Source organism: Pantoea cypripedii (assembly GCF_002095535.1).
Lineage (GTDB): Bacteria > Pseudomonadota > Gammaproteobacteria > Enterobacterales > Enterobacteriaceae > Pantoea > Pantoea cypripedii.
The window spans coordinates 2255252-2277158 of the sequence record NZ_MLJI01000001.1; the positions used below are offsets into that span (position 1 = coordinate 2255252).

Annotated in this window: 16 protein-coding genes; 13 read left to right on the plus strand and 3 right to left on the minus strand. The window is 55.7% G+C overall.

The window, feature by feature from the left end; all coding sequences use genetic code 11:
* The first annotated feature begins 52 nt into the window (after positions 1–52).
* The 8 genes from pspF to HA50_RS10490 all read left to right on the plus strand — a co-directional run bounded on the left by pspF (position 53) and on the right by HA50_RS10490 (position 9304).
* Positions 53–1039 carry a phage shock protein operon transcriptional activator gene (pspF, locus tag HA50_RS10450; RefSeq protein ID WP_084878474.1) on the plus strand — a complete coding sequence of 329 codons (987 nt, stop codon included), beginning with the start codon at positions 53–55 and terminating at the stop codon, positions 1037–1039.
* Between the two features lie 736 nt (positions 1040–1775).
* Positions 1776–3398 carry an ABC transporter substrate-binding protein SapA gene (gene sapA, locus HA50_RS10460; protein WP_084875045.1) on the plus strand — a complete coding sequence of 541 codons (1623 nt, stop codon included), beginning with the start codon at positions 1776–1778 and terminating at the stop codon, positions 3396–3398.
* A 2-nt stretch (positions 3399–3400) separates the two neighbouring features.
* A complete protein-coding gene (sapB, locus tag HA50_RS10465) occupies positions 3401–4366 on the plus strand; it encodes a putrescine export ABC transporter permease SapB (protein ID WP_084875048.1) in 966 nt (321 codons plus the stop codon).
* Complete coding sequence (sapC, locus tag HA50_RS10470) at positions 4353–5243, plus strand: putrescine export ABC transporter permease SapC (RefSeq protein ID WP_084875050.1); 891 nt, start codon at positions 4353–4355, stop codon at positions 5241–5243. Before sapB ends, sapC begins: the two co-directional genes overlap by 14 nt.
* Entirely contained in the window at positions 5243–6238 is a 996-nt protein-coding gene (sapD, locus tag HA50_RS10475) for a putrescine export ABC transporter ATP-binding protein SapD (RefSeq protein ID WP_084875052.1), read from the plus strand. Before sapC ends, sapD begins: the two co-directional genes overlap by 1 nt.
* 2 nt (positions 6239–6240) lie before the next feature.
* A complete protein-coding gene (sapF, locus tag HA50_RS10480; protein ID WP_084875054.1) occupies positions 6241–7044 on the plus strand; it encodes a putrescine export ABC transporter ATP-binding protein SapF in 804 nt (267 codons plus the stop codon).
* Positions 7045–7185: 141 nt separating this feature from the next.
* The gene (gene fabI, locus HA50_RS10485; RefSeq protein ID WP_013509224.1) at positions 7186–7974 is read left to right on the plus strand and encodes an enoyl-ACP reductase FabI; all 789 of its coding nucleotides are present in this window, start codon (positions 7186–7188) and stop codon (positions 7972–7974) included.
* A 217-nt stretch (positions 7975–8191) separates the two neighbouring features.
* Entirely contained in the window at positions 8192–9304 is a 1113-nt protein-coding gene (locus tag HA50_RS10490) for a carboxymuconolactone decarboxylase family protein (RefSeq protein WP_084875056.1), read from the plus strand.
* Here HA50_RS10490 and HA50_RS10495 read toward each other — a convergent pair.
* The 3 genes from HA50_RS10495 to HA50_RS10505 all read right to left on the minus strand — a co-directional run bounded on the left by HA50_RS10495 (position 9301) and on the right by HA50_RS10505 (position 12601).
* Positions 9301–10197 (minus strand): LysR family transcriptional regulator, encoded by an 897-nt coding sequence (locus HA50_RS10495; RefSeq protein ID WP_084875058.1) that lies wholly within the window; start codon positions 10195–10197, stop codon positions 9301–9303. The two genes, HA50_RS10490 and HA50_RS10495, sit on opposite strands and share 4 nt — an antisense overlap.
* Before the next feature lie 14 nt (positions 10198–10211).
* Positions 10212–10931 (minus strand): YoaK family protein, encoded by a 720-nt coding sequence (locus HA50_RS10500; protein ID WP_084875060.1) that lies wholly within the window; start codon positions 10929–10931, stop codon positions 10212–10214.
* A gap of 80 nt (positions 10932–11011) precedes the next feature.
* The gene (locus tag HA50_RS10505; RefSeq protein ID WP_084875062.1) at positions 11012–12601 is read right to left on the minus strand and encodes a PTS transporter subunit EIIC; all 1590 of its coding nucleotides are present in this window, start codon (positions 12599–12601) and stop codon (positions 11012–11014) included.
* A gap of 247 nt (positions 12602–12848) precedes the next feature.
* On the opposite strand from HA50_RS10505, the gene HA50_RS10510 reads away from it, so the two are divergent.
* The 5 genes from HA50_RS10510 (at position 12849) to pdeR (ending at position 21893) form a co-directional block, all read left to right on the plus strand.
* The gene (locus tag HA50_RS10510) at positions 12849–15155 is read left to right on the plus strand and encodes an FdhF/YdeP family oxidoreductase (RefSeq protein WP_084875064.1); all 2307 of its coding nucleotides are present in this window, start codon (positions 12849–12851) and stop codon (positions 15153–15155) included.
* A gap of 123 nt (positions 15156–15278) precedes the next feature.
* The gene (locus HA50_RS10515) at positions 15279–17213 is read left to right on the plus strand and encodes an exoribonuclease II (RefSeq protein ID WP_084875066.1); all 1935 of its coding nucleotides are present in this window, start codon (positions 15279–15281) and stop codon (positions 17211–17213) included.
* 185 nt (positions 17214–17398) lie between these two features.
* Positions 17399–19465: a carbon starvation CstA family protein gene (locus HA50_RS10520; RefSeq protein ID WP_084875069.1), complete on the plus strand. Its 2067-nt coding sequence runs from the start codon at positions 17399–17401 to the stop codon at positions 19463–19465.
* On the plus strand, positions 19458–19754 hold the full coding sequence (locus tag HA50_RS10525) for a YbdD/YjiX family protein (RefSeq protein WP_084875071.1): 297 nt from the start codon (positions 19458–19460) through the stop codon (positions 19752–19754). Before HA50_RS10520 ends, HA50_RS10525 begins: the two co-directional genes overlap by 8 nt.
* 156 nt (positions 19755–19910) lie before the next feature.
* Positions 19911–21893 (plus strand): cyclic di-GMP phosphodiesterase, encoded by a 1983-nt coding sequence (gene pdeR, locus HA50_RS10530; RefSeq protein WP_084875073.1) that lies wholly within the window; start codon positions 19911–19913, stop codon positions 21891–21893.
* Positions 21894–21907 lie beyond the last annotated feature (14 nt).

Consider the following 21907-nt stretch of genomic DNA (forward strand, 5'->3'; position numbering starts at 1 on the left):
GCCAGCATTCGCATAAGGTAGTGAAATTGATTAACTGATGGTGAAATTCATCATGGCAAATGGTAACGACAACCTGCTAGGCGAATCCAACAACTTTCTTGAAGTGCTGGAACAGGTTTCGCGGCTCGCTCCACTGGAAAAACCGGTGCTGGTGATTGGCGAACGCGGTACCGGTAAGGAGTTGATTGCCAGCCGTTTACATTATTTATCCGATCGCTGGCAAGGTCCGTTCATCTCCCTTAACTGCGCTGCATTGAATGAAAATCTGCTCGATTCTGAATTGTTCGGCCATGAAGCCGGTGCCTTTACCGGTGCGCAGAAACGCCATCTCGGTCGTTTTGAACGCGCCGATGGCGGCACGCTGTTTCTCGATGAATTGGCGACTGCGCCGATGCTGGTGCAGGAGAAGTTGCTGCGCGTGATTGAATATGGGCAGCTGGAGCGCGTCGGCGGCAACCAGTCACTACAGGTCAATGTCCGTCTGGTGTGCGCCACCAATGAAGATCTGCCCGCGCTGGCAGCGGAAGGCAAATTCCGTGCGGACCTGCTCGATCGTCTCGCCTTTGACGTCGTACAGCTGCCACCGCTACGCGAGCGCCGCAGTGATATCCTGGTGATGGCAGAACATTTTGCCATTCAGATGTGCCGCGAATTGGGTTTGCCGCTGTTCCCCGGTTTCAGCGAACAGGCGCAACAGACGTTGTTGCACTACAACTGGCCGGGAAATGTGCGTGAACTGAAAAACGTGGTGGAGCGCTCGGTGTATCGCCATCACAGCATTGAGGAGCCGCTGGATAACATCATTATCAATCCGTTTGCACCGCGCAGCGCGCCGGTTCCGGTGACGGCCAGTAGCGAAAATAGCCAGCCCGCTCTGCCACTCGATCTGCGCCAGTGGCAGAACCAGCAGGAACGTCAGCTGGTGGAACGCAGCCTGGCGGAGGCGAAATATAACCAGCGCCGGGCGGCAGATTTACTGGGGGTTACCTATCATCAACTGCGGGCAATGATGAAAAAGCATGGGGTTGAAATTAATTAAATAATAATTAAATCAACATGCTAATTAAATTCGCGAGGCCCTGAAAGTGAAAGATAAACAATGATTTAAGCGCCCGACGCAGGGCGCATTATCATCATTGCCGGAATGCTTCCGAAGTTTAGTTAATATCGTATATCTCGTATTTTTTCAGCTTCCGTCTGATATAGCGAATCTCAAATCCCAGAACGGTAACAGCAATAACAAGCATCCCCACTACAACACTCAGTACAATCATAAGTCATCCTTGTCTTAACGAAATTACCCAAGCAAATTGTAACCTACCGTTACTATCAGTAGCTATCAAATTCACAATTCAAGTGATGAGAGTTTACCGCACGATTTTTCGAAATAGTTTGCGTTGTAGCAAGGCGGCAAGGGAGTGAGTCCCTGGGAGCATACATAAGTATGTGACCAGGGTGAGCGAGTGCAGCCAACACAGCTACAACGCAAAGTATGAAGAAAAAAAAGCCCGCAATAAGCGGGCAACAAATACTGGAAGCAATGTGAGCAATGTCGTGCTCTTCTTCGGTAGAGCCACCGTCGAAGCGCAGAAGAATAATAATCATTCTTATTATCATCTGTAAACCCCTAATTGAGAATTTTTCTCATCTCCACACTAACGTTGTGATTACCCCACCCTCAGTTTGCTGAAAAAGACACCAGAACTGTCCTTAATTTGGGGAGTGCCCAGCGTTTGCGATACACTCTCGCTATTGCCTCAGAATCGTTGAGTTCTATGCCAAAATTATTCCCCACGCTGTTGCTTGGTCTCAGCGTATTGAGTGCGTCTGCATGGGCGCTGCCTGCGAACGATATTCGCCACACTGGCTTCGTTTATTGCGTCAACGGCACGGTGAATACCTTCAATCCGCAGCTGGCCAGCAGCGGGTTAGTGGTCGATACCCTTGCCGCGCAGCTTTACGATCGCCTGCTGGATGTCGATCCCTATACCTATCGCCTGATACCCGACCTGGCGCAAAGCTGGGAAGTGCGGGATAACGGCGCGACGTATCGCTTCCACCTGCGTAAAGATGTGGCCTTTCAGCACACCAACTGGTTTACGCCGACACGGAAAATGAATGCCGACGATGTGGTGTTCAGCTTTGCCCGCATGTTTGATCGCCAGCATCCGTGGCATAACGTTAACGGTGGCAGCTACCCTTATTTTGATAGCCTGCAATTTGCCGACTCGGTGCAAAGCGTGAAAAAGCTCGATGACGATACCGTCGAGATTCGCCTGAACAGTCCGGATGCCTCGTTTCTGTGGCATCTCGCCACCCATTACGCGCCGGTGCTCTCCAAAGAATATGCCGATCAACTGACGGCCAAAGGTCAGCAGGAAAGACTGGATCGGGAACCCGTTGGCACTGGCCCATTCCAGCTCAGCGAATACCGCACCGGGCAATATCTGCGCCTGGCGCGCAACCCGCAATACTGGCGCGGGGTGCCGCGTCTCCAGCAGGTGGTGATCGATCTTGGCGTCGGCGGCACCGGTCGCCTGTCGAAATTACTGACCGGCGAATGCGACGTGCTGGCGTATCCAGCCGCCAGCCAGCTCAGTATTCTGCGTGACGACCCACGTTTACGGATGACGTTGCGTCCCGGCATGAATATCGCTTATCTGGCCTTTAACACCCGCAAGCCACCGCTGGATCGCCCCGAAGTACGGCACGCGCTGGCGCTGGCGATTAACAATGAACGTCTGATGGAGTCGATTTATTACGGCACCGCAGAAACCGCCGCGTCGATCCTGCCGCGCGCCTCGTGGGCATATGATAATGAAGCGCGCGTAACAGAATATAACCCGGCCAAATCGCGGGAAGCATTGAAGGCACTCGGCGTGGAGGATCTGCATTTGCGTCTGGTGGTGCCCACCGCGTCGCAGTCGTGGAACCCCAGCCCGTTGAAAACCGCCGAGTTGTTACAGGCCGATCTGGCGCAGGTCGGGGTGCGCGTCACCATCGTCCCGGTGGAGGGCCGTTTTCAGGAAGCACAGCTGATGGCGATGAACCATGATATTACCCTCACCGGCTGGGCCACCGACAGTAACGACCCCGACAGCTTCTTCCGTCCGCTCCTGAGCTGCGCGGCGATTCGCTCGCAAACCAATTACGCGCACTGGTGCTCACCCGCCTTCGATGAGGTGCTGCAACAAGCGCTGCTGTCACAGCAGCTTGCGGCGCGCATTGAGAGTTACGATACGGCGCAGCAGATGCTGGCACAGGAGCTGCCGGTGCTGCCACTGGCCTCCTCACTGCGGTTACAGGCTTATCGCCACGATATTAAAGGCCTGGTGCTGAGTCCGTTTGGTAACGCCTCATTCGCAGGCGTTTATCGTGATGAAAGCAGCGAGGAATAAGCATGATCATCTATATATTGCGTCGCCTGCTGTTGTTGATCATCACGCTGTTTTTGCTGTCGCTGGTCAGCTTCAGCCTGAGTTATTTCACCCCCAATGCCCCGCTGGAAGGCGCGTCCTTGTTTGATGCCTGGTGGTTCTGGTTTAAGGGGTTGCTTCAGTTTGATTTTGGTGTGTCCAGCACCAATGGCCAGTCGATTGATATCCAGCTGCGCGAGGTGTTTCCCGCCACGCTGGAGCTGTGCGTTCTGGCTTTTATGCTGGCGCTGATGGTCGGGATACCTCTCGGAATCTGTGCCGGGGTGATGCGTAATAAATGGCAGGACAAAGCGATTAGCGCGCTGGCGCTGCTCGGCTTCTCGATGCCGGTGTTCTGGCTGGCGCTACTCTTCACGATGTTTTTCTCGTTGACCCTCGGCTGGTTACCGGTATCTGGCCGCTTTGATTTGCTCTATCCGGTGCAGAACGTCACGGGTTTCGCGCTGATTGATGCCTGGCTGAGTCATTCACCGTGGCGGCATGAGATGCTGATCAGCACCCTGAACCATATGATCCTGCCGGTGGTGGTGTTGGCCGTTGCCCCGACCACTGAAGTGATTCGCCTGTTGCGCAGCAGCACCAGCGAGGTGATGGATAAAAACTACGTTAAAGCGGCGGCAACGCGTGGGCTGTCGCGTTTTACCGTTATCCGCCGCCATGTGCTGCATAACGCGCTGCCGCCGGTGATCCCCCGTCTGGGTTTGCAGTTCTCCACCATGCTGACGCTGGCGATGATTACGGAAGTGGTGTTCAACTGGCCGGGCCTGGGGCGCTGGCTGATCAATGCTATTCGCCAGCAGGATTATGCCGCAATTTCTGCCGGTGTGATGGTGGTAGGCGGCCTGGTGATCGTGGTTAACGTGCTGTCAGATATTGTCGGCGCAGCGCTTAACCCGTTGAAACATAAGGAATGGTATGCCCTACGATAATATCTACGCCGAAAAACGGCAGCCCGGCACCTTCCGACTCAGCTGGCAGCGCTTCTATCACGACACCAGCGCAATGATCGGCTTATATGGCTTCGGTGCCATCCTGTTTCTGTGTCTGTTTGGCGGCCTGCTGGCGCCTTACGGTATCGATCAGCAGTTCCTTGGCTATCAGTTGCTACCGCCCTCATGGTCACGCTATGGCGATGTCTCGTTCTTCCTTGGCACTGACGATTTGGGGCGCGATGTCCTCAGCCGGTTGCTGAGCGGCGTGACGCCAACCGTGGGTTCGGCGATTCTGGTTACGCTGCTGGCGGCGATCTGCGCGCTGGTGCTCGGCGTGCTGGCTGGCATTACCCACGGTCTGCGTTCGGCGGTGATGAACCACGTGCTGGATACGCTGCTGTCGATCCCCTCGTTGCTGCTGGCGATCATTGTGGTGGCGTTTCTTGGCCCACGGCTGGAACACGCCATGCTGGCCGTGTGGCTGGCGCTGATCCCGCGTCTGGTGCGCGAAATCTACACCGCCGTGCACGATGAGATGGAAAAAGAATACGTGGTGGCACTTCGTCTGGATGGAGCACGTAACTTCAATATCCTGTGGAGCGCGGTATTGCCCAACGTCCTGCCGCTGCTGGTAAGTGAATTTACGCGTTCGCTGTCGATGGCGATTCTCGATATCGCCGCGCTCGGTTTTCTCGATCTTGGCGCACAGCTGCCTTCGCCCGAATGGGGCGCGATGCTGGGTGACTCGCTGGAACTGATTTACGTTGCCCCCTGGACAGTAATGTTGCCGGGTGCTGCACTGATGGTGAGTGTATTGATTGTTAACCTGCTGGGCGATGGCATCCGTCGCGCCGTAGAAGCGGGAGCTGAATAATGCCGTTACTTGATATCCGCAATCTGACCATCGAATTTATGACCGCAGAAGGCCCGGTCAAGGCGGTCGATCGCATCAATCTGACCCTCACCGAAGGCGAAGTACGTGGCCTGGTGGGCGAATCCGGTTCCGGCAAGAGCCTGGTCGCCAAAGCCATCTGCGGCGTCACCAAAGATAACTGGCGCGTCACCGCTGACCGTATGCGCTTCGACGATATCGATCTGCTGCGCCTGTCCCCGCGCGAACGCCGTCGTATTGTCGGTCATAATGTATCGATGATTTTCCAGGAACCGCAGTCCTGTCTTGACCCCTCGGAAAGTATTGGCCGCCAGCTGATGCAGGCGATACCACGCTGGACATTTAAAGGCCACTGGTATCAGCGTCTGTGGTTCTGGCGCAAAGCGCGCGCCATTGAGCTGCTGCATCGCGTCGGTATCAAAGATCATAAAGACATCATGCGCAGCTTTCCTTACGAGCTGACCGAGGGTGAATGCCAGAAAGTGATGATTGCTATCGCCCTGGCGAACCAGCCACGGTTGTTGATTGCCGATGAGCCGACTAACGCCATGGAACCGACCACCCAGGCGCAGATTTTCCGCCTGCTCAGCCGCCTCAATCAGAACAACAACACCACCATTCTGCTGATCAGCCATGATTTGCGCACCATGAGCCAATGGGCCGATCGCATCAACGTGATGTATTGCGGCCAGACGGTGGAAACCGCGCAGAGTGATGATCTGATGGGGACGCCCCATCATCCTTATACCCAGGCGCTAATCCGCGCAATGCCGGATTTTGGTAGTGCCCTGCCGCACAAAAGCCGTCTGAATACCTTGTCCGGCGCGATCCCATCGCTGGAACATTTACCGATTGGCTGCCGTCTTGGCCCGCGCTGCCCGTATGCGCAGCGTAAATGCATCGAAACACCGCGTCTTAGCGGCAATAAAGCGCATCTGTTCGCCTGTCACTTCCCGCTGAATATGGAGGGTCAGTAAACATGGAAACGTTGCTGGAAGTGCGCAATCTGAGCAAAACCTTCCGTTACCGTACCGGTTTGTTTCGCCGCCAGCATGTTGAGGCGGTGAAGGAGGTCAGTTTTACCCTGCGCGAAAAACAGACGCTGGCGATTATCGGAGAAAATGGTTCCGGTAAATCCACGCTGGCGAAGATGCTGAGCGGCATGGTGCCACCCACGGATGGACAAATCCTGATTGACGATCATCCGCTGGAGTATGGCGATTATGGTTATCGTAGCCAGCGCATCCGCATGATTTTCCAGGACCCGACCACCTCGCTGAATCCACGCCAGCGCGTCAGTCAAATCCTTGATTTCCCGCTGCGCCTGAATACCGATTTGGATGACGACGCGCGGGAAAAACGCATCATTGCCACGCTGCGCCAGGTGGGCTTATTACGCGATCATGCCGGTTACTATCCCCATATGCTGGCTCCGGGGCAGAAACAACGTCTGGCGCTGGCACGTGCCTTAATCCTGCAACCCAAAGTGATTGTCGCCGATGAAGCGCTGGCTTCGCTGGATATGACCATGCGTTCTCAGCTGGTGAATCTGATGCTGGAACTCCAGGAGAAGCACGGTATCTCCTATATTTATGTCACCCAGCACATCGGCATGATGAAGCACATCAGCGATCAGGTGCTGGTGATGCATCAGGGCGAAGTGGTGGAACGTGGCGGCACCGCCGATGTGCTGGCCTCCCCGCTGCACGAACTGACCAAACGGTTGATCGCCAGCCATTTTGGTGAAGCCCTGACCGCCGAAGCCTGGCGGCGTGAGCGTTGATTGTTCACTGCGTCGCGGAAAACGCGGCGCGATTTACCGCATTTGACAGAGACGTGCTAGAATCCGCACGTCGATTAACGTCGGTCGCGCACTTTTTAACCATTGCGGCCGCCAACAACAATGACCATAAGGATTACAGCTATGGGTTTTCTTTCCGGTAAGCGCATTCTGATTACTGGCGTTGCCAGTAAACTTTCCATTGCCTACGGTATTGCGCAGGCGATGCACAAACAGGGCGCAGAGCTGGCTTTCACCTACCAAAACGACAAACTGAAAGGTCGTGTGGAAGAGTTTGCTAAAGACTTGGGTTCAGACATTGTTCTGCCGTGCGATGTGGCAGAAGACGAGAGCATCACTGCGCTGTTCACCGAACTGGCAAAAACCTGGCCAAAATTTGACGGTTTCGTTCACTCCATCGGTTTCGCTCCGGGCGACCAGCTGGATGGCGACTATGTAAACGCCGTTACCCGTGAAGGCTTCAAAATCGCTCACGACATCAGCGCCTACAGCTTTGTTGCTATGGCGAAAGAGTGCCGTGCGATGCTGAACCCGAATTCAGCGCTGCTGACCCTGTCTTATCTGGGTGCTGAGCGCGCCATCCCGAACTACAACGTGATGGGTCTGGCTAAAGCGTCTCTGGAAGCTAACGTACGCTACATGGCGAACGCGATGGGTCCGGAAGGTGTGCGTGTTAACGCCGTGTCTGCGGGTCCGATCCGTACACTGGCTGCCTCTGGCATCAAAGATTTCCGTAAGATGCTGGCACATTGCGAAGCCGTTACCCCGATTCGCCGTACTGTGACCATCGAAGACGTAGGTAACTCTGCGGCCTTCCTGTGTTCTGACCTGGCGGGTGGTATCACGGGTGAAGTGGTACACGTTGATGGCGGCTTCAGCATTGCCGCGATGAACGAGCTGGAACTGAAATAAGTTCCTGAGGGCGAGCCTGGCTCGCCCTTTTTATTTTAAAATCCGCGCGATAAATCGCGCCGCTACTTCCCCCTTATACATTCTTGCTATTAATTATCACCGATCATTCTTTTGCCCCGGACAGCCCTTCGGCGACGATAAGCTAGCCCTTCGGTGCGCGCCCGTTTTCGGATTGCGGCCACCGCTACCGAGTCCGTTTTTTGCAAAAGGAATGACCATGGAACAACGCCGTTCTCCAGGCCATGACCAGTGGTTTTACGAAAGTCAGACCCGCCCGCAACATAGCGCTGCGGCACCGCTGGTCCCTGAAGCTGCCCATATCGAGGATCGTTTTCTGCTCGGTTTGCAGCAGGAAGCGACCGCCTTACAGCCGTTGTTTATTCGCTTTCAACCCGCCCTGCTGGCGGCGCGCGATCTCAGCCAAATTCTGTTTCCCGATACCCTAAGCCCCACCCTAACACATACCCTGACGCTGTATGACCGTCTCAGCACCGCGCTGACCGTGGCACAGGTGGCGGGCGTGCAACGCTTATGCAATCACTATGCCGCGCGACTGAACCCGCTGCCAGGTCCGGACTCCTCCAGAGAAAGTAATAACCGGCTGACGCAGATCACCCAGTACGCGCGCCAGCTGGCAATGCAACCGGCGCTGATTGCTGCCAGCAGTATCAGCGCGCTGGATGCCGTCGGCCTGACCGAACCGGATATCGTCACCCTTAATCAACTGGTGGGCTTTGTCAGCTATCAGGCGCGCGTGGTTGCCGGATTACAGGCGATGATCGGCCTGCCGGTACGCTGGATCCCCGGCGTATCGCCACCACCTGATGCCGACGCCGCATTGTTTCAGCAACCCTCCCACTGGCAGCACGCGCTGAAACCGGTCGAGCTGCGTTATGCCACGGCGGAACAGCTGGCGGCCATCACCTTTTGTCAGGGCATCGATGGGCTGGACGACGCGGTGTGGTTGCTGGTACATGATGCCCAGGCCTTGTACGGCTGGGCGACGTTGCATCAACGTTTAAGCGAGCATTTTGACGCGGATGAGGTTCAGGTGCAGGCGGTGAGCGCACGAATTCTCGGCTGCCAGCGCCAGTTTGATCGCCATGCCGGAGAGAAGCGCGACACGCTGATTAATGAGATTGCCGGTGACGAGCCGCTCACCGCGTTGAGCGCACAGCTTACCCGGCTGCCTGAGCGTTTTAGCGCTGCCCATCTGCAACCGCTGCTCAATGCCGGTTGGGGAACAGAAAAGATCTTTACCCTGCTCCAGGCGGTGGCGCTGGCAAACTGGCAGGACCGCCTGCTGATGGCGCTGGGCGAGACACGTTAATCGGGCAAATGCCCACGCGCTTCATCGAAAAAATGCTGAGCCAGCGGCGTTGCCCGGCCTGGCTCAGCAATCACCAGCGCCGCCTGACGTCCCATCGGCGCGATCTCAATTGGCCGACGTTGCAGATTTTGCAGCATTTCTGGCAACAGATGCCCACAGGGCGAGACCATCACCCCTAACCCCACCTGCGCGCTTTGCAGCAGTTGCATGATTGACGCACTCTCAACAATCACCCGTGGCTGGAGCCCAGCCGCGCGCAGCTGGCTATCGAGATAACGGCGGAAATAGCGTGTCGGTTCAGCGAGACACAGCGGCTGGGTAGCAAGCAGCGCCAGATCAAGCGTCTGATGTGCCAGCAACGCGGGGAAAACCTCGGGATTGAACACCGCCTCGACGCCGCGATCCTTCAATAGCGCCGTCTGGAAATGCAGTTCACGCAGGGCATTGAGTTCAAAAAAACCGATGCCGCCATCCACCGTATGGCTGTTCAGCGCATCCAGCAACTGATCGGCGCTCATTGCCGACACGCGATAATCCAACTGCGGATAGCGTGCCTCAACCGCCTTCAGCAGCGCCGGTAGCGCCACACTGCACTGCGGCATCACCCCGAGACGCAGGGTGCCATTCACACCGTGTTTCAGCGATTCAACTTCCAGCTTAAGTCCCTGATACACCGAGACGATTTCCCGCGCCCAGGCCAGTACCCGCTCACCTTCCGGGGTAAAGCCATCAAAGTTGTTGCTGCGGTTGATCAGCGACAGACCCAGCTCGCGTTCAAGATTTTTCAGGCGCATCGATAGCGTCGGCTGGCTGACAAAGCTGGCCTCCGCTGCCCGGCCAAAGTGGCGCTCACGTTCCAGATTGCAAAGATAAATTAACTGTTTGATATCCATGTATTTTCACAAAATTACAGCGACACCTGGCGTGCGCGTCTGAGGGCGGTCAGAGACATCATCGTCAACATCAGGCCGATCATTAATAACAATTTAAAACTGATGGCCTTCAGCAGCACGATACCCACCACCCCGCCGCCAAGGAACGCCAGCACCGTGTACAGATGCAGCTTCAGCCGCTCAATATATAACGGCGCATCTTTAGGCGATTCCTTGCGCCGCAGCACATCAAATAACATCGCCAGCTCGATACCGATATCCGTCGAGGTGCCGGAAACATGGGTGGTTCTGACGCGTGCGTTAGAAATTCGCGTTACCACCGCGTTTTGCAGTCCGAGCAGAAAACTCAGGCTGAAAATCAGCTGCACCCCGGAATCACCGTTAGGAAACCAGCTCTCCAGCACGCCCAGCACCAGTAACGCGATGCCTTCGATAAAAATATTGATGGCGTAAATGCCACGAATTTCACGCCGCCGTCCGGCGTTGATAATCAGGGTTGAGACCGAGGAGCCCGCAATAAATAGCAGGATAATCAGTAGAAAAAACAGGCCGATATGCAGGTCAACTTTTGCCAGATGATCCGATAACAGCGAGACGTTACCGGTCATATTGGCGGAGAAAAAACCCACGGTTTCGAACGCTGCCGTGTTCAGTGCGCCAGCCACGGCCGCAAGGGTACAGGCCAGACTACGGTCGGTATTATAGGTTCTGGAACTCTCAGTGCTTACCAGCATGGCATTTCCCTGACTACCATCAACCCGGCTATCATCCTGCCAGCGCTGAATATTCTCAAGCGCTTCGGTTCTTTTTCCCGTCAAGCCACACCCAGCGCACTTTTCACTTCATTGGCGATCTTCTCCACCTGCGGGCCGTAAATCACCTGCACATCATGCTCGCTGACCCGGTTCACGCCATTCGCGCCGGTGGTCATCAGCGTCTGATCGACAACTTCATTCATCTGCTTAACGCGCACCCGCAGACGGGTAAAACAGCAATCGACATCCTCGATATTGGCCTCCCCACCCAGCCCGCTGATGATCACTCTGGTGCGCTCGTCGGCCGCCACCTGCTCCGGCTTCTGCTCATCCTCAGATTCGCGCCCTGGGGTTTCTACCCTCATCCGCGTGATGATAAAACGGAAGCCATAGTAGTAAATCGGCACATAGATGACGCCGAGAACCAGTGTCCACCACCAGTGCGTTTTGCTGCCGCCGAGAATGCCAAACACCACCAGATCAATAGCACCGCCCTGCACGTTGCCAATCATCAAATGCAGCATCGACATCAGCATAAACGACAGGCCCATCAATAGCGCATGCAGGAAATACAGCACCGGTGACACAAATATAAAGCAAAACTCCAGCGGCTCGGTGATGCCGGTGGTAAACGAGGTGAGTGCACCGGCCAGCATCAATGCTTTGACGCGCTGCTTATGTTCCGGGCGGGCGGTGTGATAGATCGCCAGTGCGGCGGCGGGCAAGCCAAACATCATCACCGGAATCTTGCCCTGCGCGAGGAATTGGGTGGCGGTGCGTACCGTCTCATCCGGAATCGCCCCTGGGTTGGTCAGTGAGGTGTTGAAGATATTCAAGGCTCCAACGATGGTCTGTCCATCCACGGTCGCCATGCCGCCAATTGGCGTGAAACGCACGGTTTCATTGAGGATATGATGCAAACCGGTCGGGATCAGCAGACGTTCGCAGGCACCAAGCAGAAACGCGCCGTACTGGCCGCTTTTGCCGATCATCTGCCCCACCCAGGCGATACCGGCACCGATGGTTGGCCAAATCAACGCCAGCAAGATTCCCACCAGCGGCAACACCACCACGGTGATAATCGGCACAAAACGTCGTCCACCAAAGAAGCTGATGGCGGTGGGTAGTTGCTGGGTATAAAAACGGTTATGCAATGCCACCGTAATCAGACCCGCAATCACCCCGCCGAGTACGCTCATGTTGTAGGTAAAAATGCCCAGCATCTCGATATATTCCGCCGAGGTCATCATCGCCGTGGTTTGATCCATCCCCGACTGCTGCAGGGCGGCGGCGGTGGTGGTGGCCGCTGTCATGCCCTTCGCCGCCAGGGTGGTGCTGATGCCCACATTCATGGCGATAAAACCAATCACCGCGGCAAACGCAGCGGTAGGTTTCTCAGCTTTTGCCAGACCAATCGCACTGGCAACGGCAAAAAACACCGGTAGATTGGCAAATAACGCCCCCGCCACCTTACGAATAAATCCAATAATGAGCTGAGGGATTTGCATATGCGCGAAGGCATCGCCCGTAATCGCCGGGTTTTGCATCGCGGCGGCAAGACCGAGGAATATCCCGGCGGCGGCAATCACCGAGATAGGCATCATCAAGGCTTTACCGAAGGCGTGAATTTGGCTGGCCATATTCTTCATGGTTCAGACCCTTGCAATAATTGAAAGTACAATTATTAGCCAGTTATTCACTGCACACGTAAAAGCCCGCCCGCAGTAGCCGGTAAAGTTTGAACCAGCTCACGCTTCTGTCCGATTAGCGCGATAAACGCCACCTATCGCACCATTAAGTCAATCAATTAGACAACTTTTGCTGTCAGTCGCACACTTTGCGTCAACAGTCGTCATATCCTGATAACAACTCCTAAACAATAAGCCTGCATTTACTATGAAATTTAAACGTAAGATTCAGCCCTACCGTGCTGCGGCCGGTGGATGGGGCTCTTTGGAAGCGACCACCCGTTTCGTCTTCGACAGTAAAGCTGCACTGAAAAACATGCGTAACCTGCTGCGTATGAACAAAGCACGCGGTTTTGACTGTCCGGGCTGTGCCTGGGGCGATGACAACAAAAGCACCTTCAGTTTCTGTGAGAACGGTGCCAAAGCGGTGACCTGGGAAGCCACCCGCCGCGTGGTTGAACCGGCGTTCTTCGCCCAGCACAGCGTCAGCACGCTGTATCAGCAAAGTGATTATTTCCTCGAATATCAGGGCCGTCTGACCCACCCGCTGCGCTACAACCGCGATACGGACCATTACGAGCCGATCAGCTGGGATGACGCCTTCGCGCTGATTGCCAGCCATTTACAGGCGATGGACCACCCTGACCAGATGGAGCTGTATACCTCTGGTCGCGCCAGCAACGAAGCCTCCTGGCTGTATCAATTGTTTGGCCGCGTGATGGGCACCAACAACTTCCCTGACTGTTCCAATATGTGCCATGAAGCCAGTGGCTCCGGTCTGAAACGCAGCATTGGCGTGGGCAAAGGCACCATCCGTCTCGACGATTTTGATCATGCCGATGCGATTTTTGTCTTCGGCCAGAATCCCGGCACCAACCACCCGCGTATGCTGCACAGCCTGCGTCACGCCGCCGACCACGGTGCGCGTATCGTCACCTTCAATACCCTGCGCGAGCGTGGTCTGGAGCGTTTTGCCGATCCGCAAAAACCGCTGGAAGTGGTGACGTCCATGGCGGGCACCATCAGTTCCGCCTATTACCAGCCTAATCTGGGCGGTGATATGGCAGCCATCCGTGGCATGGTAAAAACGCTGCTGGAAACCCATCGCGCACTGATCGCGGCCGGAGAAAAAGGTCTGTTTGACGAAACCTTTATCAACGCTGCCACTCAGGGCGTGGAAGCCTATCTGACCGCGGTGGATAACACCCGCTGGGACGACATTGTGCGTCAGTCCGGGTTGAGCGAAGCGCAGATCCGTGAAGCGGCCGCCATCTATCAAAGTGCCGACCGGGTGATCTGCACCTGGGCAATGGGGATCACCCAGCATAAACATTCTGTCGATACCGTGCGTGAAATCGTCAACCTGCAACTGCTGTTTGGTCAGCTGGGCAAAAAAGGCGCAGGTCTGTGCCCGGTGCGCGGCCACAGTAACGTGCAGGGCAACCGCACCATGGGTATTGATGAAAAACCCAGCAAGGCGTTCCTGGATGCGCTGGGCAAACATTTTGACTTTGAACCGCCGCGTGAGCACGGTCATAACACCGTGGAAGCGCTCAACGCCATGCTGCGTGACGAAGTGAAGGTGCTGATCGCCCTGGGTGGCAACCTGGCGGCAGCGGCACCTGACTCGCCGCTGACCGAAGAAGCACTGCAACGTTGTGGTTTGACCGTGCATATCAGCACCAAACTGAACCGTAGCCATCTGGTGCCCGGCCACGAAGGTTTGATTCTGCCAACGCTGGGCCGTACCGAGCGTGACCGTCAGGCAACGGGCAACCAGTTCATCACCGTGGAAGATTCATTCAGCATGGTGCACGCGTCTGAAGGCGTCGGTATTCCGCTGGCGGACACCCAACGTTCAGAAACTGCGATTGTCGCTGGTATCGCTCATGCCACCCTCGGCAAGGCGAAAATTGACTGGCTGGCGCTGGCCGATGATTACAATCTGATCCGTAATCACATTGCCGCCACCATCCCAGGCTTTAGCGATTTCAACACCAAATGTGATCTGCCGGGCGGGTTCTACCTCGGCAACGCCGCCGCAGAACTGCGTTTCAATACCCCGTCACAGAAAGCCGAGTTCAGCAACGCGGCCCTGCCCACTTCGCTGTTCCCACAGCTGGGTGATGTCGAGGTACCGTTTACGCTGCAAACCCTGCGTTCCCATGACCAGTACAACACCACCATTTACGGCCTCGATGACCGTTATCGCGGTGTGTACGGCCAGCGTGAAGTGGTGTTTATTCACCCGGACGATTTACAGGCGCTCGGTTTCAGTGAAGGCGAACTGGTGGATATCGAAACCCTGTGGAACGACGGTATCACCCGCCGGGTGAGCGGTTTCAAACTGGTGCCTTATAATATTCCTCGTGGCAACCTGGCTGCTTACTACCCGGAAACCAACCCGCTGGTGCCGCTTTCCAGCTACGGTGACGGTAGCGGCACCCCGACTTCGAAGTCAGTGCCGGTGAAGCTGGCCTTAACTGCCGCTGTACCAACCCAACGTATTGCCTGACGCCGGGTTATCAGAAGGTAAAAAGCCGCGTAAAGCGGCTTTTTAGCCTGTTTTGGCCTTGCCGCGCGGGCATGATTCGCGTAAAACTGTCAGCCGCTCTTAGGCCACGAAACTAAAAAAATTATGTTCCAGGATAACCCGCTGCTCGCGCAGCTGAAAGAGAAGCTCCACGCGCAGACCCCGCGCGCCGAAGGCGTGGTGAAAGGTACGGAAAAAGGATTTGGCTTTCTGGAGGTTGATGCTCAGAAAAGCTACTTCATTCCACCGCCGCAGATGAAAAAAGTGATGCACGGTGACCGCGTGGTTGCTGTGATTCACACCGATAAAGATCGCGAGAGCGCCGAGCCGGAAAGCCTGGTCGAGCCGTTCCTGACGCGTTTTGTCGGCCGCGTACAGAAAAAAGATGATCGTCTGTCTATCGTGCCGGATCATCCGCTGCTGAAAGATGCTATTCAATGTCGCGCTGCCCGTGATGTCACCCATGACTTCCAGGCCGGTGACTGGGCCGTGGCCGAAATGCGTCGCCATCCGCTGAAAGGCGACCGTGGTTTTTATGCTGAACTGACCGAATTTATCACCACCGCTGACGACCATCTGGCGCCGTGGTGGGTGACGCTGTCGCGCCATAATCTGGAGCGTGAAGCACCGGAAGTCGGTTTTGGTGAAATGATTGACGAGCATCTGCAACGTGAAGACCTCACCGCGCTGGATTTCGTCACTATCGACAGCGCCAGCACCGAAGATATGGACGATGCGCTGTACGCAGAAGAGACTGCCGAAGGCAACCTGCTGCTGACCATCGCCATTGCCGATCCGACCGCCTATGTCGCGGAAGGCAGCGCGCTGGATAAACTGGCCGCGAAACGCGCCTTTACCAACTACCTGCCGGGCTTCAACATCCCGATGCTGCCGCGTGAACTGTCTGACGATGTGTGTTCACTGCGTCCGAACGTGCGCCGTCCGGCGCTGGCCTGTCGCGTCACCGTACTGAAAGACGGCAGCCTGGCTGACGACATTCACTTCTTCGCCGCATGGATCGAATCCAAAGCCAAGCTGGTGTATGACGAGGTTTCTGACTGGCTGGAAAACAGCGGTAGCTGGCAGCCAACCAGCGACGCCATTGCCCAGCAGATTCGCCTGCTGCATCGTCTGTGCCTGGCGCGCAGCGACTGGCGTCAGACGCACGCGCTGGTGTTCAAAGATCGCCCGGATTACCGCTTCGTGCTGGGTGAAAAAGGTGAAGTGCTGGATATCATTGCGGAGCCGCGCCGTATCGCTAACCGTATCGTCGAAGAAGCGATGATCCTGGCTAACGTCTGTGCCGCCAAAGTGCTGCAACAGAAGCTGGGCTTCGGTATCTACAACGTACACACCGGTTTTGACCTCGCTAACGCGGAACAGGCGGCAGGCGTGCTGGCCGGCCACGGTATCACCGTGGATCCGCAGGCCATCACCACGCTGGACGGTTTCCGTCAGCTGCGTCGTGAGCTGGATGCCCAGCCGACACAGTACCTCGACAGCCGTATCCGTCGTTTCCAGTCGTTTGCCGAGATCAGTACTGAACCTGGCCCGCACTTCGGCCTTGGTCTGGAGGCCTACGCCACCTGGACCTCACCGATTCGTAAGTCTGGCGATATGATTAACCATCGCCTGCTGAAAGCGATCATTCGTGGTGAATCGATCGCGCGTCCGCAGGATGAGCTGACCGTGACCATGGGTGAACGTCGTCGTCTGAACCGCATGGCAGAGCGCGATGTGGGTGACTGGCTGTACGCACGCTTCCTCGCACCGTTTGCCGGTAGCGATCGCAAGTTCAGCGCCGAGATCATTGACGTTTCCCGTGGCGGCATGCGTGTGCGTCTGCTGGAAAATGGCGCCGTTGCCTTTATCCCTGCGCCATTCATCCACGCCGTGCGTGATGAGCTGGTGTGCTCACAGGAAAACGGCACCGTGCAGATCAAAGGTGAAGTCGCTTACCGTGTGACTGATGTGATCGACGTGACCATCGCCGAAGTGCGTATGGAAACACGCAGCGTGGTGGCACGTCCCGCCGCCTGAGCATGAAATTGTGCGGGATAACAGTCGTTATCCCGCATTTTTCCCCACCTGTTTAAACAATTGTTAAATTTGTACTCCGCTTCACACTTCTTCATCGATTCCCTGTCGCTTACATTCCATTACATTATTTTTAACTTGTTGTATTCGATCGTTTATTTTTCCCGGTCCCTACAAGGAGTTAACTCATGAACAACGTCAAAACCGGAATCATCTGGTTAGCGGTGGCGTTAATTGGTGCCGCATCGTTTGCCATGCTGGCACTCAGCCGCGGCGAACACGTTAATGCGGTGTGGCTGGTGATTGCTGCCGTGGCCTGCTACAGCATTGCTTATCGCTTCTACAGCCTGTTTATCGCCCGCCGGATCTTCGAGCTGGATGATCGCCGTCGTACCCCGGCGGAACGTTTCAACGATGGTCTGGATTATGTGCCGACCAATAAGTGGGTGTTGTTCGGCCATCACTTTGCCGCCATCGCCGGTGCCGGTCCGCTGGTCGGCCCCATCCTCGCCGCACAAATGGGTTTTCTGCCTGGCACCATCTGGATCCTGGTTGGCGTGATGCTGGCGGGTGCGGTACAGGATTTCCTGGTGTTGTTTATCTCCACCCGTCGTGATGGCCGTTCGCTGGGCGAAATGGCGCGGCAGGAACTCGGTGCCTTTGCCGGGGTGATCACCATGCTCGGCGCGTTCGGCGTAATGATCATTATTCTCTCAGCCCTCGCGCTGGTGGTGGTCAAAGCGCTGGCAAACAGCCCGTGGGGATTATTCACCATCGCCGCCACTATCCCGATCGCCTTGTTTATGGGCGTGTATATGCGTTTTCTGCGTCCGGGAAAAATCGCTGAAATTTCAATTATCGGCTTTGTGCTGATGATGGCGGCGATCATTTTTGGCGGCGATATCGCACAACATCCCTTCTGGGGACCGTTCTTCACCCTGAAAGGCACCGAGCTGACCTGGGTGCTGGTGATTTACGGCTTTGTCGCCTCGTCGCTGCCAGTGTGGTTGCTGCTGGCCCCACGTGATTACCTCTCCACCTTCCTGAAAATTGGCGTCATTCTTGGTCTTGCGGTGGGTATTTTGTTTGCCATGCCCGAACTGAAGATGCCCGCCGTCACCAAATTTATTGACGGCACCGGCCCGGTGTTTTCCGGCGCGTTGTTCCCGTTCCTGTTTATCACCATCGCCTGTGGCGCGATCTCCGGCTTCCATGCGCTGGTCTCCAGCGGCACCACCCCGAAACTGGTGGAGCGTGAAAGCCATATCCGTTTTATTGGCTACGGCGCGATGCTGATGGAATCCTTTGTCGCCATCATGGCGCTGATTTGTGCCTCAGTACTCGATCCGGGCGTCTACTTCGCCATGAACTCACCAGCGGCGCTCATCGGCACCACGGTCGAGAATGCCGCACAGGTGATTAATGGCTGGGGCTTTGTGGTGACACCGGAAATGCTGACCTCCATTGCCGGAGAAGTGGGCGAACAAACCATTCTGTCGCGTGCCGGTGGCGCGCCGACCTTTGCCGTCGGCATGGCACATATCATCACCGAGGTGTTTAACAGCCGCGCGATGATGGCGTTCTGGTATCACTTCGCCATCCTGTTTGAAGCGCTGTTTATCCTGACTGCCGTGGATGCCGGTACGCGCGCCTGTCGTTTTATGGTGCAGGACCTGGTGGGAACCGTGGTACCGTCACTGGCGAACAACCGTTCATGGCTGGGCAATATGGCCGGGACAACCGTGGCGGTAGCTGGCTGGGGATTCTTCGTCTATCAGGGCGTGGTGGACCCACTCGGGGGGATCAATACCCTGTGGCCACTGTTCGGCATCGGTAACCAGATGCTGGCCTCGATGGCGCTGATCCTCGGTACGGTGGTGCTGTTCAAAATGAAGAAACAGCGTTACGCCTGGGTGACCATTTTGCCCACCGTCTGGCTGTTTATCACCTCGATGACCGCGGGCTGGCAGAAGATTTTTCATGAGAAACCCTCAATTGGTTTTCTCGCTCAGGCCAGTAAATTCCGTAAAGGCCTCGACGAAGGCGTGATTATCGCACCGGCCAAAACCGTGGCGGATATGCAAACCATTGTCTTCAGTAACCAGATAAACGCCTTGCTGTGCGGCTTCTTTATGCTGGTGGCGGTGACCATGCTGATCGCCGCGTTCTTCGTGATTCGTCGTGCATTACGCAGTGAAGTGCCGACCGTACATGAATCAGCGGTGTCACTGCGTAAGGAGGTGCGTAATGTCTGATGCTATTCATCAGCCGCGAAAACCGGCAGGAACCTGGCAAATCCGCCAGTGCCTGCCACTGGCTGGTGTGGCGAGGGATGCGCCACGCACGCGCTGGCAACGATTGTGGCGAGGTTTGCAGCAAAGCTTCCGCTTAATGGTCGGTGTCCATGATTATCAAAATTATCTGCAGCATATGCGTCTGCATCATCCTGACCAGACACCGATGAATGAGCGCGATTTTTATCGCTACTGTCTCAATGCCCGCTTTCCCAGTGAGCCAGGAAAACTGGGCAAATGCCCTTGTTAATGCTGCGTAGCCCCAAATTTTTGGGGCTTTTTCGTGCCATTCATTTCTCTAAACAAAAATATATGCGGATTGCATCTTGTGCTTACGCAAGAGGATGAATACTGTTGCTAAAATAATGAGATACCGCCTGCTGAGCATTCCCCGGAGGAAGTTTCCATGACCGATGAACAAGGGCAAACGTTGCTTTACACCTTGTTTGGCACCACCAGCCCTCATTGGCGTCTGACATCGGACAGCGATGCATTGCACTTTGCTGAAGAGGAACATGCGCACACTAACCTCGCCGTCCCTCTGACCCCGGCGCAGGCGAGTTTGCTGCGTGCCATGACGGTCATTACTTCCAGTATTAACCTGACGTTATCCCTGCACGGCACCCCTGTGCCAATGCATTTTGTCGGCCGCAAAGTGAATCAGGCCACCTGGGCGGGCACTGCTTCTGCGTGGGGTGACACCTCCTCTGTCGCACGCGATTTGACCCTCGGACTTTCCTTTGCGGAACAAGTCGTTTCTGAAGCAAACTCGGTAATTGTCATCCTTGACCAGCGAGGAAACATCCAACGTTTCAACCGGTTAAGTGAAGAATATACTGGTCTCAAAGAACACGAAGTGATTGGCCGTAATGTATTCCAGCTGTTTATGACCAAACAGGAGGCCCAGGCCTCACGTCGCAACATTGCCGGGTTCTTTCGTGATGGCAGTTCTTACGAAGTTGAACGCTGGGTGAAGACCAAAAAAGGTCAACGACTGTTTCTGTTTCGTAATAAGTTCGTCCACAGTGGCAGTGGTAAAAATGAAATATTTCTCATCTGTTCAGGAACGGATATAACAGAGGAACGCCGCGCCCAGGAGCGTCTGCGCGTACTCGCCAATACCGATACCGTCACCGGTTTACCCAATCGCAACGCCATCCATCAGCAAATTAGCCTGGCTCTGGAGATGGCGAAAGGCGCGCAAACCGGCGTGGTTTACCTCGATTTGGATAATTTCAAAAAGGTGAATGACGCCTACGGCCATATGTTTGGCGACCAGTTGTTGCAGGCCGTTTCGCTGGCCATCCTCAGTTGCCTTGGCAAGGATCAAACCCTGGCACGCCTTGGTGGCGACGAGTTTGTGGTACTGGCGGAAAACACCAGCCAGGCCGCGCTGGAAGCCATGGCCTCGCGCATTCTGGAACGGCTGCGTCAGCCATTCCGTATCGGCCTGATTGAGGTGTACAGCGGTTGCTCAATCGGCATCGCCCTCGCCCCGCTGCATGGCGAAGATCGTGAAAGCCTGATTCGTAACGCCGATACCGCGATGTATCACGCGAAAGAAAATGGTCGCGGTAAATTTTGCGTCTTTGCCAGTGAAATGAATCAACGCGTGTTTGAATACCTGTGGCTCGACACCAATCTGCGCAAAGCGCTGGAGCAGGATCATCTGGTGGTGTATTACCAGCCAAAAGTGGATCGCGATGGCGAGGTGCGCACGGCCGAGGCGCTGGTGCGCTGGAATTCACCGGAACGCGGTCTGGTGCCTCCCGGGGATTTTATTGCTTACGCGGAAGAATCCGGCCTGATTGTGCCGCTTGGCCGCTGGGTGATGCTCAACGTGCTGCAACAGGTGATTACCTGGCGTGAGGAAGGCATCTGGTTACGGGTTGCCGTGAATGTCTCAGCAAAACAGCTGATCGATCAAAGTATTTACAGCGATCTGAAGCAGGCGCTGGCAGAAAGCGGCCTGACGGATTGTCCGATTGATATCGAACTGACCGAAAGTTGCCTGATCGAGAACGAAGCCGACGCACTGAAGCTGATGAAGCAGTTTCAGGAGTTGGGTGCGCAGGTCCATCTCGACGATTTCGGCACCGGTTACTCATCGCTGTCACAGCTGGCGCGCGTACCGATTGACGCCATCAAGCTGGATCAGAGCTTTATTCGTAATATCAATAAGCAGCCGGTGGCACAGTCGCTGGTGCGTGCCATCATGGCAGTGGCCAAAGCCCTTGAGTTGCAGGTGATTGCCGAAGGTATTGAAACCAAAGCCGAAGAAAAATTTGTTATGGCTAACGGCGTCGATGGGCGTCAGGGTTATCTTTATGCGAAACCAATGCCCGCAGACCAGCTCGGGCATTGGCTTAAGCATCCTGCCCGCGTTTAACGCTGGTCTGCGAG